1 protein-coding gene and 2 pseudogenes are annotated in these 3414 nt (G+C 59.9%); 1 reads left to right on the top strand and 2 read right to left on the bottom strand.

What is annotated here, in order from left to right; translation table 11 throughout:
• Positions 1–352: 352 nt before the first annotated feature.
• Positions 353–838: pseudogene (locus tag DFP89_RS19750) on the bottom strand (IS3 family transposase); the annotation flags it as partial.
• A gap of 500 nt (positions 839–1338) precedes the next feature.
• Complete coding sequence (locus DFP89_RS19745) at positions 1339–2118, bottom strand: UvrD-helicase domain-containing protein (protein WP_220269894.1); 780 nt, start codon at positions 2116–2118, stop codon at positions 1339–1341.
• 111 nt (positions 2119–2229) lie between these two features.
• Between DFP89_RS19745 and DFP89_RS19740 the strand changes: the two are divergent.
• A pseudogene (locus DFP89_RS19740) lies at positions 2230–3062 on the top strand (IS3 family transposase); the annotation flags it as partial.
• Positions 3063–3414: the final 352 nt, after the last annotated feature.

Genomic DNA, 3414 nt, shown 5'->3' with positions numbered 1-3414 from the left:
CCTACACCGCAATCGCGGCCAAGATGGCGCGCACCGTACACGCCGTGGTCAATCACGGCGAACCCTATCGCCCCTTCTTCGAGGGGGTGAGCCCAGGCGGAAGGACCTCTCTCTGACTGAGCCGTGGAGGCAGTCAATCTGACCTCGTAGATAATGTTCGGGCCTTCTGCTTGGGATTTGGGATCTCGTATTAAGGACGGTGAGGGCCGCCATCGCGCGTACCCTGTGTTTGCTATGGATGAGATCATTTCTTGACGGCAGAGCCCGTCTGGGCAACCTTATAAAGGTATCCGGACAGCCGGATGCCACTAGACCTGCTGACCTAAGCAGCCAGAATTTCCCGACATAGGACGTTGTCGGATCGAATGAACGCGGGCACGCCGCGCAGAATGAACAGATCCGTCAGGGCATCGATCACATCTGCCGAGTTCAGTTTGCGCTTCACCCTGATCGTCAGACATTCCCGGCTGTGTTCATCGAGGATGTTCAGCGCCCGGAACGCCTTGCCATCGTCGGTCCGGCAATGGACGAAGTCATAGGACCAGACGTGGTTGCGGTATTCGGGCCGCAGCCGGACGCAGGACCCGTCGTTCAGCCAGAGCCGCCCCTTCTTCGGTTGTTTTGCGGGCACCTTCAGCCCCTCTCGCCGCCAAAGCCGTTCAACGCGCTTGTCGTTCACCTGCCAGCCGGCATCGCGCAGCAGGGCTGCGATCCGGCGATAGCCATAGCGGCCATATTGGCGCGCCAGTTCGATCATATTCGCGACCAGCCGGCTTTCATCCGCCCGGCCCCGCGGCAACTTCCGTTGCGTCGAGCGATGCTGGCGCAACACACGACATCCCGCGGTACAGGAGTTCAGGTCATTCGCTCGTTATCGCCACGCCGCGAGACGGCGATGATCCTGAGCGAGCCCGGCGCCAGCAACAATCCCTGTCCCGGATGCGCGAAGCCTATGGGTCCAATTTGTTCGGCACGGTGCCCACGCTTGGCTTCCCATTTCAGGAGGGCATCCACCTCAAGCTGGAAAGACTCGACGGCAGGTGGTGGTGCGGTTTCGAGCCCTACACGTTCGTCCAGCTACCCATACGAGGCGCTCCTCAAACTGAGGATGCAAGAAACCTGGTCGCCGACCAAGCCCCGACTGAACTGGGTACACAGTCAGATCGTCGGGGTGATCCCACCGGTGACTGGCGTCGCGAACGGTGGGCTACACGCTACAACAAGAATTGGGCCAGTATTATCGGAGCCTGGGCCGATCTTCTGACCGAAACGGGAGGCACGACGCGAGGCGCGTTCGGGCTCGAACCGGGAGCCGGCGTTGATGCCGTGTTCGAGATATCATCCCTCACAGGGTATAGCCGCCCGTTGCATCGGGCCTTCCATATCGACAGCCGCCGTATGCATGATCGGCGGCACGTTGCCAAACGGCGCGCGGAGACTGTCCGACACAAGACGCGTCATACGCTTCGTCGGAGCCAAGATCGCGAGCGACCAGTCGTGACGGCCAATCGCTATAAGTCGTTGCCGTGACTTCAGAATTTGCGTGACAATCGACGCATAGGCCTGGTTAGGGTTTGACGCGAACCCTTCATATTCGATGCCCTGATAGGGCTCGTTCCGAAACTTTCCAGTGAGTAGATGATCACCGAAGATCGCGATGTCGGTGCCCTTGCTTCGGTGATTGTCGCTGGCCAAGTCGTGCTCGAAGGGTTTGAAGGCGTCCTTGAAGTGGTTCAGGCGCTCGGGATCGGCGCCGATAAAATCGAAGATCCGCTGCTCCGGATCGGCCAGCGCAATCAGTGTGGTGCCCTTCCCGATTTCCTTGACCGCGCGCCATTGCTCTGCGCTCGTGTCCTGAAACTCGTCCAGAATGATGAACGGGTACATGGTTGACACAAGCTTGCGGACCTTGGCCGAGCCATGCAAGAGGATGGCCACCCGGTCCGCAAACAAGTCGAAACAGATCTTGCCCTCCACGGTTGCCAGCCGCATGCGCTCGGCTACTTCCAGCGCTGCCTTCTGCGCTTTCACCTCGTCCGATAACTTGGACGGCGCATCGAAGCCGCTGCGGATCGCAGACAGCGCGATCGCCTCGTTCGGCGGCGTCAGGATCGTCATTCGCCGCGGAAATCCAACCAAATAGCCGTGCGCCTTGAGAATCCGCCAGAAGAAGTGATCCTCCCCCGCTGAAGTGGTCCGCCGTTATGGTTAGGAAACGGAGGATCAAGAATGGCGAACAAGCGACCGAAGCCGGAAGAGATTGTGTCGAAGCTGCGTCAGGTTGAGGTTCTGATGGGGCAATGGATGTCCCGTCTGGACGCGATCAGGAAGATCGGGGTTGTCGAACAGACCTATTATCGCTGGCGCAAGCAGTATGGCGGGATGGGTGTAGATCAGTTGAAGGAACTGAAGCGGCTTCAGCAGGAGAATGAACGGCTGAGGCGCGCGGTTTCTGATCTGACGCTGGACAAGCTGATTCTGACGGAAGCCGCGCGGGGAAACTTCTGAGCCCCGCGCGCCGCCGGGCCTGCATTGACCATATTCGTGGTGAGTTGGGCATTTCCGAACGCCGCGCCTGTCGTGTGTTGCGCCAGCATCGCTCGACGCAACGGAAGTTGCCGCGGGGCCGGGCGGATGAAAGCCGGCTGGTCGCGAATATGATCGAACTGGCGCGCCAATATGGCCGCTATGGCTATCGCCGGATCGCAGCCCTGCTGCGCGATGCCGGCTGGCAGGTGAACGACAAGCGCGTTGAACGGCTTTGGCGGCGAGAGGGGCTGAAGGTGCCCGCAAAACAACCGAAGAAGGGGCGGCTCTGGCTGAACGACGGGTCCTGCGTCCGGCTGCGGCCCGAATACCGCAACCACGTCTGGTCCTATGACTTCGTCCATTGCCGGACCGACGATGGCAAGGCGTTCCGGGCGCTGAACATCCTCGATGAACACAGCCGGGAATGTCTGACGATCAGGGTGAAGCGCAAACTGAACTCGGCAGATGTGATCGATGCCCTGACGGATCTGTTCATTCTGCGCGGCGTGCCCGCGTTCATTCGATCCGACAACGTCCTATGTCGGGAAATTCTGGCTGCTTAGGTCAGCAGGTCTAGTGGCATCCGGCTGTCCGGATACCTTTATAAGGTTGCCCAGACGGGCTCTGCCGTCAAGAAATGATCTCATCCATAGCAAACACAGGGTACGCGCGATGGCGGCCCTCACCGTCCTTAATACGAGATCCCAAATCCCAAGCAGAAGGCCCGAACATTATCTACGAGGTCAGATTGACTGCCTCCACGGCTCAGTCAGAGAGAGGTCCTTCCGCCTGGGCTCACCCCCTCGAAGAAGGGGCGATAGGGTTCGCCGTGATTGACCACGGCGTGTACGGTGCGCGCCATCTTGGCCGCGATTGCGGTGTAGG

Source organism: Paracoccus lutimaris, assembly GCF_003337565.1.
GTDB classification, from domain to species: Bacteria; Pseudomonadota; Alphaproteobacteria; order Rhodobacterales; family Rhodobacteraceae; genus Paracoccus; species Paracoccus lutimaris.
The sequence above is the reverse complement of the archived record's forward strand: the minus strand, read 5'-3'. Positions and strand labels throughout refer to the sequence as shown.